The sequence below is a fragment of the Cellulomonas massiliensis JC225 genome, from assembly GCF_000312005.1.
Lineage (GTDB): Bacteria > Actinomycetota > Actinomycetes > Actinomycetales > Cellulomonadaceae > Cellulomonas > Cellulomonas massiliensis.
Map to the genome: position 1 here is coordinate 2,266,386 of NZ_HE978588.1, position 12,873 is coordinate 2,279,258.

The 12,873-nt window shown below is 73.8% G+C and carries 10 protein-coding genes; 7 read left to right on the forward strand and 3 right to left on the reverse strand.

Features of this window, described 5'->3' with window-relative positions:
- Positions 1-1,056 (reverse strand): LacI family DNA-binding transcriptional regulator (locus tag HGCM_RS18030; protein WP_081596393.1); only part of this gene is annotated, 1,056 nt, incomplete at its 3' end.
- A 187-nt stretch (positions 1,057-1,243) separates the two neighbouring features.
- On the opposite strand from HGCM_RS18030, the gene HGCM_RS10780 reads away from it, so the two are divergent.
- From HGCM_RS10780 to dnaG, 6 genes are all read left to right on the forward strand, one after another.
- A complete protein-coding gene (locus HGCM_RS10780) occupies positions 1,244-2,494 on the forward strand; it encodes a sugar ABC transporter substrate-binding protein (protein WP_019136848.1) in 1,251 nt (416 codons plus the stop codon).
- 190 nt (positions 2,495-2,684) lie between these two features.
- Positions 2,685-4,304 carry an ABC transporter permease subunit gene (locus tag HGCM_RS10785; protein ID WP_019136849.1) on the forward strand — a complete coding sequence of 540 codons (1,620 nt, stop codon included), beginning with the start codon at positions 2,685-2,687 and terminating at the stop codon, positions 4,302-4,304.
- A complete protein-coding gene (locus tag HGCM_RS10790; protein WP_019136850.1) occupies positions 4,304-5,212 on the forward strand; it encodes a sugar ABC transporter permease in 909 nt (302 codons plus the stop codon). The genes HGCM_RS10785 and HGCM_RS10790 overlap by 1 nt, the downstream gene beginning before the upstream one ends.
- Before the next feature lie 10 nt (positions 5,213-5,222).
- Entirely contained in the window at positions 5,223-7,070 is a 1,848-nt protein-coding gene (locus tag HGCM_RS10795) for a glycoside hydrolase family 13 protein (protein WP_019136851.1), read from the forward strand.
- 49 nt (positions 7,071-7,119) lie between these two features.
- A complete protein-coding gene (locus HGCM_RS10800) occupies positions 7,120-8,406 on the forward strand; it encodes a deoxyguanosinetriphosphate triphosphohydrolase (RefSeq protein ID WP_019136852.1) in 1,287 nt (428 codons plus the stop codon).
- Between the two features lie 65 nt (positions 8,407-8,471).
- Positions 8,472-10,421, forward strand: coding sequence for a DNA primase (gene dnaG / locus HGCM_RS10805; RefSeq protein WP_019136853.1), 1,950 nt, complete (start codon positions 8,472-8,474; stop codon positions 10,419-10,421).
- A gap of 7 nt (positions 10,422-10,428) precedes the next feature.
- Here the strand turns inward: dnaG and HGCM_RS10810 are convergent, their stop codons facing one another.
- Together HGCM_RS10810 and HGCM_RS10815 are read right to left on the reverse strand one after the other, a co-directional pair.
- Positions 10,429-11,226, reverse strand: a complete 798-nt coding sequence (locus HGCM_RS10810) for a transglutaminase-like domain-containing protein (RefSeq protein ID WP_019136854.1) — start codon at positions 11,224-11,226, stop codon at positions 10,429-10,431.
- Positions 11,227-11,376: 150 nt separating this feature from the next.
- On the reverse strand, positions 11,377-12,183 hold the full coding sequence (locus HGCM_RS10815; RefSeq protein ID WP_019136855.1) for a DUF1206 domain-containing protein: 807 nt from the start codon (positions 12,181-12,183) through the stop codon (positions 11,377-11,379).
- 139 nt (positions 12,184-12,322) lie between these two features.
- Between HGCM_RS10815 and HGCM_RS18035 the strand changes: the two genes are divergently transcribed.
- Positions 12,323-12,873, forward strand: a 551-nt coding sequence (locus HGCM_RS18035) for a DnaJ family domain-containing protein (protein WP_019136856.1), incomplete at its 3' end; no start/stop codon positions are given.

Below are 12,873 nucleotides of genomic sequence, written 5' to 3' on the forward strand. Positions count from 1 at the left end.
GGCGGCCGGCGCGGGCTCGGCCGGCTGCGCGGCGGGGGCGACGCCGGTGGACGCGCGCACGATGAGCTCGGGGTGGAACTTGAGCTCGATGCGCGACGTGGGCGTCTGGTTGACCTCCGCCACGAGGGCCGCCACGGCGGCGTGCGCCATCGCGAGCACGGGCTGGCGCACGGTGGTGAGCGGCGGGTCGGTGAAGGCGATGAGCGGCGAGTCGTCGAACCCGACGACCGACAGGTCACGGGGGACCTGCATGCCGCGCGCGTGCGCCGCCCGGATCGCACCGAGGGCCATGAGGTCGGAGCCGCAGATCACCGCGGTGTGCCCCGAGTCGATGAGCTCGAGCGCGGCGGCCTGGCCGCCCTCGACCGTGAACAGCGTCGAGACGATGTGCGGCCGAGGGTCCTCGATGCCCAGCTGGACCAGGTTCGCCCGGAACGCCGCCAGCTTGCGCTGGGCGGGGATGAAGCGCTCCGGACCGATCGCCAGGCCGATGCGGCGGTGGCCCAGCGACGTGAGGTGCCGGAACGCGAGGTCGAGCGCGGCCGCGTCGTCGGTCGACATGCTGGGCGCGTCGATGTCGTCGACGTGGCCGTTCACGAGCACGATCGGGACGCCGCGCCCGCGCAGCCGGTGGTAGCGCTCGGTGCTCATCGTCGTGTCGGCGTGCAGGCCGGAGACGAAGACGATGCCGTCGACGCCGTGCTCGAGGAGCGTGTCGACGTACTGGTCCTCGGTGGTGCCGCCCGGGGACTGGGTGCACAGCACGGAGGTGTATCCGCGCTCGGTGAGCATCGACTCGATGGCCTGGGCGAACGCCGGGAAGACCGGGTTCGACAGCTCGGGCACGACGAGGCCGACCAGCCCGGCGGAGCGCGTGCGCAGCCGCTCGGGGCGGTCGTAGCCGAGCATGTCGAGGGCGGCGAGCACCGCCTGACGGGCCTGCGCCGAGACGCCGTGCTTGCCGTTGAGCACGCGCGAGACCGTGGCGGTGCTCACCCCTGCCTGCTCGGCGAGGTCGGTGAGCCTGGTGCGCACGGGGGGCAGCGTAGGTGACACCGGACCTCCTCGTCCTGGGCCGACCGTCCTGCGGGAGCCCATTCACCCGAGGAGGCCTGCAATCGTTGCCTGAAAGTTACCGTAACGGCTTGCAAGCCCGTACAGCAACGGTTTACGGTCTCGTGCATCAGGCCACGGTCGGCGCGGATGCCGGTCCGGGCACTCCCACTGACCACAGGAGATCGAGATGCGACGGAGCATCCCCGTCCTCGCCGCGGTCGCCGGCCTCGCCCTCACGCTCAGCGCGTGCGGCGACGGCGGGGCGACCGGCACGGGCACCGGCACCACGGCACCCACGTCGGCGGCCCCGACCCTCACCGGCACCCTCACGATGTGGGTCGACGAGACCCGGATCGACTCCATGAAGCCGATCGTCGAGGCGTTCAAGGAGAAGACGGGCGTCGAGGTCGACCTCGTCCAGAAGATCTCCGGCGACATCCGGACGGACTTCGTCTCGCAGGTCCCGACGGGCGAGGGCCCGGACGTCATCATCGGCGCGCACGACTGGACGGGCGAGTTCGTCAACAACGGCGTCGTCGCCCCCATCGAGCTCGGCGACAAGGCCTCCGGCTTCGCCACGAGCGCGGTGCAGGCGTTCACCTACGACGGCCAGCTCTACGGCGTGCCGTACGCGATCGAGAACATCGCGCTCGTCCGCAACAACGACATCGTCTCCGACACCAAGGCCACGACGTTCGACGAGCTGGTCGACGAGGGCAAGGCCGCCGGCACGAAGTACCCGGTCGTCATCCAGCAGGGCGACCAGGGCGACGCGTACCACCTGTACCCGCTGCAGACGTCGTTCGACGCCCCGATCTTCAAGCAGGACGCCTCCGGCTCGTACACCAACGAGCTCGGCCTCGGCGGGGAGAACGGCGAGAAGTTCGCCCAGTACCTCGCCAAGCTCGGCAAGGACAAGGTCCTGTCCGGCTCGATCGACGGCGACAAGGCCAAGAACGCCTTCCTCAAGGGCGAGACCCCGTACATCGTCACGGGCCCCTGGTACACCACCGAGTTCACCAAGGCCGGCCTGGACATCTCGGTCCTCCCGGTGCCGAGCGCCGGTGGCTCCGAGGCGAAGCCCTTCGTCGGCGTCCAGGGCGCGTTCATCTCGGCGCAGTCGAAGAACAAGCTCCTCGCGAACGAGTTCGTCGTGAACTACCTGACGACCGAGGAGGTCCAGACCGAGCTCTACAAGTCGGGCGGCCGCCTGCCGGCCCTGACCGCCGCAGCGGACAAGGTCGACGACGAGGTCCTCAAGGGCTTCCTGGCCGCGGGTGCCACCGGCGCCCCGATGCCCTCGATCCCCGAGATGGGCGCCATGTGGGCCTTCTGGGGCACCACGCAGGTGCAGATCATCAACGGCCAGGCCAAGGACCCCGTCGCGGCCTGGGACAAGATGGTCGACAACATGCAGAAGGCCGTCGACGAGAGCTGAGTCTCCGCACGGGCTCACCGCACGAGCCCACCGTCCCCGCCCCGTCGCCCACCGGGCGGCGGGGCGGGGCCGCCGGCCCGCGGCCGGCACCTCCCGACCCGGCGCCCCGCCGGGGACCCCGATGCGCGCCGTCGCCCCGGCGCCTCACTGCACGTGACCGACGCAACGACGCGCCGCACGCGGAGGACCCATGAGCCAGCAGCAGACCCTCGACGCGCAGGGCGAGGCCCCCCCGGGGCAGCCGCCGCAGCGTCGCCGCTCCCTCGGTGGCGGCACCTCGCACGCCCGCGACTTCGGCAAGGGCTTCTTCGTCAAGCTCGTGCTGGTCGCCCTCATCGACGCGGTGGCCGTGTTCGGCATCCTCGAGGCGGTCGCGGTCCAGCAGTGGGCGATCGTCGCCTTCCTCGCCGTCCTGCTCGTCGCGGTCAACGGGGTGTACTTCTCCCGGCGCGCGCTGCCCGGCAAGTACCTGCTGCCCGGTCTCGTCTTCCTCTTCGTGTACGTGGTCTTCACCGCGATCTACACGGGCTACGTCGCCTTCACCAACTACGGCGACGGCCACAACTCGACCAAGGCCGACGCCGTCGAGGCGATCCTCATCCAGAACGAGCGGCGCGTGGAGGGCTCCCCGGCCTACCCGCTGACGGTGGTCGCGCAGGGTGACGAGCTCGCCTTCGCGGTGGTGCAGGACGGTCAGGCGCAGCTCGGCACCGCCGAGGAGCCGCTGGCACCGGCCGAGGGAGCGACGGTCGAGGGCGACCGGGTCACGGGTGTCGCCGGCTGGCAGACCCTCGACTTCGCGGCGCTCGCGCAGCGGCAGGAGGAGGTCGTCGACCTGCGGGTCCCCGCGTCGGACGACCCGACGGACGGCTCGCTGCGCACGCAGGACGGCACGACGGCGTACGTGTACCAGTCGACGATCGTCTACGACGAGGCCGCCGACACGATGACGGACACCGAGACGGGCACGGTGTACACGCCCGACTCGCACGGCAGCTTCCGCGCCGAGGACGGCACGGCCCTGACGCCGGGCTGGCGGGTCAACGTCGGCCTGGAGAACTTCACGAAGGCGTTCACGGACCCGCGGATCTCCGGGCCGTTCTTCTCCATCCTCGCGTGGACGTTCGTGTTCGCGATCCTGTCGGTCGTCACCACGTTCGCGCTCGGCCTCGCCCTGGCGATCGTCTTCAACGACCCCCGCGTCAAGGGCCGCCGGTTCTACCGCTCGATGCTCATCCTCCCGTACGCGTTCCCGGGGTTCCTCGCGGCGCTGGTGTGGAAGGGGATGCTCAACGTCGACTACGGCTGGGTCAACGAGGTCCTGCTCGGCGGCGCCAGCGTGCCGTGGCTGACGTCGCCCGTGCTCGCCAAGGTCTCGATCCTGCTGGTCAACCTCTGGCTCGGCTTCCCGTACATGTTCCTCGTCTGCACCGGCGCGCTGCAGTCGATCCCGGGCGACGTCATCGAGTCGGCCCGCGTGGACGGCGCGAGCCGCTGGCGCGTGCAGCGCTCGATCGTGTTCCCGCTGCTCATGGTGTCGGTCGCCCCGCTGCTGGTCGCGTCGTTCGCCTTCAACTTCAACAACTTCTCGCTGATCTACATGCTCACCGGCGGCGGGCCGAACTTCGAGGGGACGCCGATCATCGTCGGCCACACGGACATCCTCATCTCGATGGTCTACTCCGTGGCGTTCGAGAGCGGCGTCAAGCAGTACGGCTTCGCGAGCGCGCTCTCGATCCTCATCTTCGTGATCGTCGGCGTCGTCTCCTACCTCGGCTTCCGGCAGACGCGACGACTGGAGAACTTCTGATGAGCCAGGTGACCGCGGCGCCGGTGCGGGCGCAGACCTCGAACATCCGCCAGGACGGCCTGCGCGGCCGGCGCTGGTGGGCCGAGATCGGGTGGCGGCACGTCGTCGGCGTGGCGATGATCGTCGTCTGCGTCGTGCCGCTGCTGTACGTGCTCTCGGCGTCGGTCAACCCGGACGGCACCCTGACCGGGTCCAACCAGCTCTTCTCGGGCTTCACGACCGCGAACTACGCGGAGCTCGAGGAGCGCGGGTTCTGGGGCTGGGCGCGCAACTCGCTCGTGGTGTGCACCGTGACGGCGCTCGGCACCGTCGTGCTCGGCGCGTCGGCGGCCTACGCGTTCTCGCGGTTCCGGTTCCGCGGGCGGCGCGGCTCCCTGACCTCGCTGCTCATCGCGCAGATGTTCCCGCAGACGCTCGCGTTCGTGGCGATCTTCCTGCTGCTGCTCACGCTGTCGAAGGTCTTCCCCGCGATCGGGCTGAACAGCCTCCTGGGCCTCATCTTCGTCTACCTCGGCGGGGCGCTCGGGGCGAACACGTTCCTCATGTACGGGTTCTTCAACACCGTGCCGCAGGAGCTCGACGAGGCGGCGAAGCTCGACGGCGCGACCCACGCGCAGATCTTCTGGGGCATCATCATGCGGCTCGTCTCGCCGATCCTCGCGGTGGTCGGGCTGCTGTCCTTCGTCTCGTCCTTCGGTGACTTCCTCCTCGCCAAGGTCGTGCTGCAGCGCCCGGAGCAGTACACGGTCGCGGTCGGCCTCTACAGCCTCGCGGCGGACGAGCGGACCGCGCGCTGGGGCGTGTTCGCCGCGGGCGCCGTCGTGGCCGCGGTGCCGGTCGTCCTGCTTTTCCTGCTGCTGCAGAAGTACATCGTGGGCGGCCTGACGGCCGGCTCCGTCAAGGGCTGACGACCGTCTGATGGCCCTGCACCACCTGCTCGGCGCCGCCCACCACGACGGCTCCGAGCTGTACGTCCCCCGGTCGACGCCTCGGCTCGGCGACCGGGTGCCCGTGCGGCTGCGGGTGCCCGGCGCCGGGTCGGAGCGCGCCGTGTGGGTGCGCACCGTCCGCGACGGCGAGCCGCGCATGGTCGAGGCGCGCCTCGAGCGCGCCGGCGAGCACGAGCGCTGGTACGTGGCCGAGCTGCCCGTCCACAACCCGGTGACGCAGTACCGCTTCCTCCTCGACGAGCCGGGCGGCTACCGCTGGGTCGACGGGCGCGGCGTGCACGCGCGGGACGTGAGCGACGCGGGCGACTTCCGGCTCACCGTGCACGACCCGGCGCCGCCGTGGCTGGACACCGCCGTCGTCTACCAGGTGTTCCCCGACCGGTTCGCGCGCGCGGCCGGCCACGGCGCCCCGCCGACGGACGTGCCGGACTGGGCGCAGCCCGCCCGCTGGGACGACGAGCCCGCCGCGCACGGCCGTGCCGCCGCGACGCAGCTGTACGGGGGTGACCTCGGCGGGGTGGAGCGGCACCTCGACCACCTGCAGCGTCTCGGCGTCGACACCCTGTACCTCACGCCGATCTTCCCGGCCCGCTCGAACCACCGGTACGACGCGACGTCGTTCGCGCACGTCGACCCGCTGCTCGGGGGCGACGAGGCGCTCGTCTCGCTGTCGGCGGCGCTGCACGCGCGGGGGATGCGGCTCATCGGGGACATCACGACGAACCACACCGGCTCCGGGCACGAGTGGTTCCGCACGGCGCAGGCCGACCGGGCGAGCCACGAGGCAGGCTTCTACTACTGGTCCGACGCGCCGCCCGGGTACGTGGGGTGGCTGGAGCACGCGTCGCTGCCGAAGCTCAACTACACGGCCCCGGGCCTCGCGGCGCGGATGGTGGAGGGCCCGGACTCGGTGCTGGGGCGCTGGCTGCGCCCGCCGGTGTCGCTCGACGGCTGGCGGGTCGACGTGGCGAACATGACCGGGCGGCACGCCGCCGACGACCTGACGGTCGCGATCGCGCGGACGGCGCGGTCGACGATGCGCAGCCTCAACCCCGAGGCGGTGCTCGTCTCGGAGCACTTCCACGACGCCTCCGCCGACCTCGGGGTCGGCGGCTGGGACGTGAACATGAACTACTCGGCGTTCACGCGGCCGCTGTGGACGTGGCTCGTCGAGCCGGGCAGCACGCTGCCGTTCCTGGGGATGCCCGTGCCGATCCCGCGGCTGCCGGGCGCCGCCGCCGTGGCCACCATGCGCGAGTTCGACTCGACGGTGCCGTGGGCGGTGACGCGGCACCAGTGGAACATGCTCGGCTCGCACGACACGGCGCGGATCCGGACGGTCACCGGCTCGCGCGACCTCGTGACGGTCGCGGCCGCTGCGCTGTTCACGTACCCCGGCACGCCGGTCGTCTTCGCCGGCGACGAGGGCGGTGCCACCGGGACGAACGGCGAGCACGCGCGCTCGACGATGCCCTGGGACCAGATCGCTGCGGGTGGCGGTCCCCGGTGGGACGCCGACACCTTCGCCGTCTACCGCGAGCTGATCGCGCTGCGCCGCTCGTCCCGGGCGCTGCGCGAGGGCGGGCTGCGGTGGGCGGTCGTCGACGACGACGCCCTTGTCTTCCTCCGGGAGACGGCCGACGAGCGGGTGCTCGTCCTGCTGGCCCGCGCCCCGTGGGCGGGCGCGACGCTGCCTCGTCACCTGGTCGGCTCCCACGCCACCAACCTGTTCGGCGGCGCCGAGCTGGAGGTCCGGGACAGCGCCCTGCGGCTGCCGGGCGACGGGCCGGGCGCCGAGGTGTGGCGCCTGGCCTGAGGCGCCGCACCGGCCGCGGGCCGGCGTGCCCCTCGCATAGCCTTGGGCTGTGACCGCGCTCGAGCACGACGTCGACATCGACGGCTACGTCGACGCCGACCGCGCCCGGTGGGTGCGCGAGGGCAGCAAGTCGCGGGAGCGCACGCCGTTCGAGCGGGACCGCGCGCGGATCGTGCACTCGTCGGCGCTGCGCCGGCTCGGCGCCAAGACCCAGGTGCTCGGCCCGTCGTCCGACGACTTCGTCCGGACGCGCCTGACGCACACGCTGGAGGTCGCCCAGGTCGGGCGCGAGATCGGCAAGGCGCTCGGCTGCGACCCGGACGTCGTCGACACGGCGTGCCTCGCCCACGACCTGGGCCACCCGCCGTTCGGCCACAACGGCGAGCGGGCGCTCGCCGAGCTGGCGCGTGGGATCGGCGGGTTCGAGGGCAACGCGCAGACGCTGCGGCTGCTCACCCGCCTCGAGCCGAAGGTCGTCGACGCCCAGGGGCGCTCGGTCGGCCTCAACCTCACCCGCGCGAGCCTGGACGCCTCCGTCAAGTACCCGTGGCGTCACCTGCAGGGCCCGGTGAGCGCCGCGAGCGGCCGCCCGACGCACAAGTTCGGCGTCTACGAGGACGACCTGCCGGTGTTCACGTGGCTGCGCCAGGACGCGCCCGAGGGCCGCAAGTGCCTCGAGGCGCAGGTGATGGACCTGGCGGACGACATCTCCTACTCCGTGCACGACGTCGAGGACGCCGTGGTCGGCGGACGCCTCGACCTGTCCGTGCTGTCGAGCCGCACCGAGCGCGACCGGGTGATCGACGCCATCGGCACGTGGTACGGCGACGCCGTCGGGCCGGACGGGCTCGACGAGGCCATGTCGCGCCTCGTCGCGTCCCGCCTGTGGGCGCCCGGCTTCGACGGCTCCCGCGGCGCGCTCGCGCTGCTCAAGGACGCGACGAGCCAGCTCATCGGCCGGTTCGCCAAGGCCTCCCAGCGGGCGACGCGCGCCGAGTACGGCGACGGCCCGCTGACGCGGTACGCGGCGAACCTCGTCGTGCCGAGCGAGACGCTCGCCGAGATCCTCGTCCTCAAGGGCCTGGCCGTGGCCTACGTCATGGCGCCGCGCGAGCTCGAGCCGCTGTACCACGCGCAGCGGGAGATGCTGCGCGACCTCGTCGAGGTGCTGTCGGAGCGCGCACCCACCGCGCTCGAGCCGCCGTTCGCCGCCGACTGGCGCGAGGCGGCCGACGACGCCGCCCGCCTGCGCGTCGTCGTCGACCAGGTCGCCTCGCTCACCGACGTGTCCGCCGCCGCCCTGCACGCCCGCCTCGTCCACCCGCGCCGCGGCTGAGCGCGCCCCCGGGGCTCACCCGCCCGGCGGGCGGGACGCCCTCCGCGGACGCCTAGACTTCCCGCGTGGCAGGGCGCATCCGGCGGGAGGACGTGGAGTCCGTCCGCGAACGCGCCCGCATCGAGGAGGTCGTCGGCGCGCACGTCACGCTGCGCTCCGCGGGCGTCGGGTCGATGAAGGGCCTGTGCCCGTTCCACGACGAGAAGTCCCCGTCCTTCCACGTCCGCCCGCAGGTCGGGCGCTACCACTGCTTCGGCTGCGGCGAGGGCGGCGACGTCATCGACTTCGTCATGAAGGTCGACGGCCTCGGCTTCACCGAGGCGGTCGAGTACCTCGCCGGCCGGGTGGGGATCCAGCTGCGCTACGAGGACGGCGGCGCCCCGCGGCCCGGGGAGGAGACCGGCCGGCGGCGCCGGCTCGTCGAGGCCCACGCGGTCGCCGAGGAGTTCTTCCGCGAGCAGCTCCTGTCCCCGGCGGCCGCGGCCGGCCGCCAGTTCCTCGCCGAGCGCGGGTTCGACCGCGCGGCCGCCGAGCAGTTCGGCGTCGGGTTCGCGCCACAGGGCTGGGACGCGCTCATGCGTCACCTGCGCGGGCGCGGCTTCACCGAGGCGGAGCTCGTCGCGTCCGGGCTCGTCAGCCAGGGGCAGCGGGGCGTGTACGACCGGTTCCGCGGCCGGCTGGTGTGGCCGATCCGGGAGGTCACCGGCGAGACCGTCGGCTTCGGCGCGCGCAAGCTCTTCGAGGACGACGGCGGACCCAAGTACCTCAACACGCCCGAGACCCCGATCTACCGCAAGTCGCACGTCCTGTACGGGCTGGACCTCGCCAAGCGGGAGATGCAGCGCGAGCGTCGGGTGGTCGTCGTCGAGGGGTACACCGACGTGATGGCGATGCACCTGTCGGGCGTCGGCACCGCCGTGGCGACCTGCGGCACCGCGTTCGGGCCCGAGCACGCGCGGATCGTCCGGCGGCTGCTGGGCGACACCGGCGGCTCGGCCGGCGTCCAGCTGGCCTCGGGCACGTCGGTCGGCGGCGAGGTCGTCTTCACGTTCGACGGCGACGCGGCGGGCCAGAAGGCGGCGCTGCGCGCGTTCGGGGAGGACCAGTCGTTCGCGGCGCAGACGTTCGTCGCGGTCGAGCGCTCCGGCATGGACCCGTGCGAGCTGCGGCAGGCGCAGGGGCCGGACGCCGTGCGCGCGCTCGTCGCCGGGCGGCAGCCGCTGTTCGAGTTCGTCATCCGCTCGATGCTCGCGAGCTACGACCTGCGCACCGCCGAGGGGCGCGTGGCGGCCCTGCGGGCGGCGGCCCCGGTCGTCGCGGGCATCCGGGACGCCGCCCTGCGCCCCGAGTACACCCGGATGCTCGCGGGCTGGCTGGGCCTGGAGGACCTGGAGACCGTCCAGCGGGCGGTGCGCCAGGCGCGACCCGGGCAGTCCGCGGGTCGCCGCCCCGAGGACGACGGGCGCCGGCGGGCCGCGGGGCCGGGGCAGGCGCCCGAGCCGCCGTCGCCCCGCGTGGCGGCGCCCGACCGGCGCGACCCGGTCGCGCAGATCGAGCGCACGGTCCTGGAGGTCCTGCTGCAGCACCCGCAGCTCGTGCCGGCCGAGCTCGACGACCTCACCTCCGACGCGTTCGTCGCGCCCGCCTACCGCGCGGTCCACGAGGCGGTGGTCGCCGCGGGCGGGCTCGTGGCCGGCCGGGCGGCGGTCGCGGCCGGCGGAGGAGCGGCCGCCTGGGTCGGCGCGGTCCTCGAGCAGGCGTCGGAGCCGCTGCGGCCCCTGGTCACCGAGCTCGCGGTCGCGCCGCTGCCGGAGGACCGCGAGGAGGCGCTCGCCGGCTACGTGCGCGGCGTCGTCATGCGCCTGGTCGAGATCGGCTACACGCGGCACATCGCCGAGCTGCGCGGGCGGCTGCAGCGCATGGACGCGGCCGTGGACCCGGCCGCGTACCAGGCCGCGTTCGCCGAGCTGGTGGCCGTGGAGGGCCGCCGTCGGACGCTGCGCGAGAGCGCCTGACGCGGCCTCAGCGCAGCGTGACGACGGCCGCGCCGTCGTCGGCGGGCCGCTCGCCGTCCACGGCGGCCGTGACCGTCATGCTGCGCAGCTGCACGCGCCCCCCGTACGACGAGAGGAACGCGGTGTCGGTCGTGTCCCGGCCGGTGGCGATCCGGACGAACGCGTCGCGCGGCGCGAGCCGCGTGGCGTCCACGACCCGCCAGCCGCCGTCCACGAACGCCTCGGCGACCGCGTGGAAGTCCATCGGCCGCAGCCCCGGCGCGTAGACCGAGGCGACGCGCGCGGGCACGTCGTGCGCGCGCAGCATCGCGACGACGAGGTGGGCGAAGTCGCGGCACACGCCCCGCCGCTTGAGGAGCGTGTCGCTCGCGCCGTCCGTCGGCAGGCTGGACCCGGACAGGTACGTGAGGTGCTGGCCGACCCACGCGACCACCGCGTCGACGAGCGCGGCGCCGGCCAGGTCCCGGAACTGGTCGCGTGCGAACGCGTAGAGGCGGTCGGAGTCGGCGTAGCGGCTCGGTCGCAGGTACTCGACGAGGTCCGCGTCCTCGACGGGCGGGAGCCCGGCCCGGCCCGTCACCGTCGCCGAGTAGTCGACGACGACCCGGCCGGCGGGGGAGTGCACCCGGTGCATCCGGCCGCCGTGCGGCATCTTGATCTCCGCGACGTCCAGCGGGCCGTCCTCGTGCCGGACGGTGAGCACGTCAGTGCGGTCCCAGGAGCCGTCGGCGACCGCGATCGCGAGGTACATCTCAGCGGCGTCGCGCACGTCCAGCGAGAGGTGCGAGGTGACGGTGCGCAGCATCGCCGAGGGTCCTTTCCCGGCCGTCGGCGGCCGGACCATCCGGAGGGGCAGCGTCAGTGTGAGGCCGCCGTGCCCCGGCGTCCAGTCCGTGGACGCGCCCGCGTCCCGCCGCGCGCCGGGGGCCGCCCGGGGCGCCGGTTCCCGCCGGTGTCAGAGCCTGCCGTAGCGCGTCCGGACGAAGCTGTACACCCCGTACGCGATGAAGCCGAGCGCGGTGAACGCGAGGATCCAGGGCCCGGCGGGCAGGTCGCGCAGGGAGTGCATCGCCCCGTCCAGGCCCTGCGCCTGCGACGCCTTGCCCTGCGCGGCCGCGGCGACGAACAGGCCGCCCACCGCGAGCAGCGCGATGCCCTTGCCGACGTACCCGATCACACCGCACCACACGGCGCCGCGGTCGGCGGGCGCGGGCGGCAGCCCGTGCAGGTCCTCGAGGAACTTCTTCCGCCAGCCCTTGACGAGGTGGTACGCGCCGACGCCGATGACGGCCAGCCCCAGCGCGCCGACGAGCAGCCGGCCGCCCGGGGCCTCCATCAGGCGGGACGTGAGGTCGCTCGTCTGGTCCGAGCTCGAGGAGCCGCCGCCGCTCGCGAACGAGAACGTCGTCGCCGCGAGCGCGAGGTAGACGACCGCGCGGCCGACCGCCTTCGCGCGGTCGGCGCCCGTGCCCGAGCCGGAGCGACGCGCCGCCGAGCCCACGTGCGCCGCCTTGGCGGCCTGCCAGACGCCCAGGGCCACGAACGCCACGACCGCGAACCAGAGCACGGCCGCGCCGAACGGCTGCTCCGCGACCTGCGAGAGGGCGCCGGACTGGTCCGCGGACCCGCCCGAGGCGCCGAACGCCAGCTGGAGTCCCAGCAGGCCGATGAGCACGTGCAGCAGCCCGCTCACCGCGTACCCGAGCCGAGCCACGCGCTCCCACGTGCGCTCGGTCCTCGCCGTGCCCGCCGTCGTCGCCATCGAGCCTCCGTCCGTCGTCGTCCGTCGCCCCCGGCCGCCCCGATGCTCCCAGCGTCGGCCGGGTCGCGCGACCGGAACGACGCGGCGCCGCCGGTCGGGGAGGATGGGGGTCTCGCCGGCGGGGACGGGAGGAGCGACGGTGCGCGATCGGGGCCACGAGGACGACGTCGCGCGGCACGCCGCGCAGTACCGGGTCGACCGCCTGCGGGAGCGGGACGAGGCCCACGACGGCGGCGCGGCGGACGCCGACCCGGCGGCGTCGGGACCGCCCGTGGTCCGCGGGCGCATGCAGCACCGCGCCGAGTGGGTCGACCGCGTCGTGGCGGACGCCGTGGCGCGCGGCGAGTTCGACGACCTGCCGCTGGCCGGCAAGCCGATCCCCGGCATCGACCGCCCGCACGACCCGGACTGGTGGCTGAAGGCGCTCGTCGAGCGCGAGCACCTCACGGGTCTGGCCCCCGAGGCGCTGCGGCTGCGGACCGAGTCGGCGGAGCTCGACGCGCGGCTGGACGAGGAGCGGTACGAGGCGCGCGTCCGCCAGGTCGTGGAGGAGCTCAACGCGCGCATCGTCGAGGCGCGGCGTCAGCTGCTGGGCGGGCCGCCGGTGGTCACGCCGCTGCGCGACGTGGAGCGGGAGGTGGAGCGCTGGCGCGCGCGCCGCGAGGAGCGCCGCCGGCCCGCCGCCGAACC